A 637-nucleotide genomic window follows, 5' to 3' on the forward strand; every position below is an offset into this window, starting at 1 on the left:
CGTGGTTGTGACCATGTCGGTGTTCCAGGACAGGCCATTGCTGTTGACCGGCGTTGCACCACCGCCATTGGATAGGAAGGCACCCGGCAGGACAGTGTCTTGCATGGAGTTGAACGGCGCCTTGGAGACATCCACGTCCGGCGTTGGATCGCCGGGCCCATTGTTCAGCATGGCAATGCCTGTGCTGACGAGTTCCACGTGGCCAAGTTCTTCGGCGAAAATCGCCGAGACGAGGCTGTAAAACGGACGAAGCTTGGTCTTGTTACGGAAGTTGAAGCTCTGGAACATGTAGTTGCCCAGGGTCGACATCTCGCCGTATTTGCCGCCCAGCAATTCCTGGAGCGCAGTCGCGGCGTTGGGATCGGGCTTTTTAGGTTCTGGTAGTGCGGCCTGCAGTTTATCAATTCTCATAAACATGTCAGCAACTCCCTTCGGATGATGGCGCTTTAGATACTGTCGGGGAGTACTACGGAGTTATGGACTACGAGTTTCGCGATGGAAAGCTGTTTGTGTCACGTTCTCCGGAGGAGCGTGATCCTTTGCTGAAGCGGCTCCGTCGGATCGAGGGCCAAGTGCGTGGCCTTATACAAATGTTAGAAGCGGATCGGTATTGTCTTGACGAAATTCAACAAGCAAA

Annotated in this window: 2 protein-coding genes; one reads left to right on the forward strand and one right to left on the reverse strand. The window is 54.5% G+C overall.

The window, feature by feature from the left end:
• On the reverse strand, positions 1-417 hold a 417-nt coding region (locus GSQ76_RS23090), incomplete at its 3' end, for a manganese catalase family protein (protein ID WP_254070588.1).
• Between the two features lie 59 nt (positions 418-476).
• On the opposite strand from GSQ76_RS23090, the gene GSQ76_RS23095 reads away from it, so the two are divergent.
• Positions 477-637, forward strand: a 161-nt coding sequence (locus GSQ76_RS23095) for a metal-sensitive transcriptional regulator (RefSeq protein ID WP_158746471.1), incomplete at its 3' end; no start/stop codon positions are given.

This window comes from Acidisphaera sp. L21 (assembly GCF_009765685.1).
GTDB lineage: Bacteria > Pseudomonadota > Alphaproteobacteria > Acetobacterales > Acetobacteraceae > LMUY01.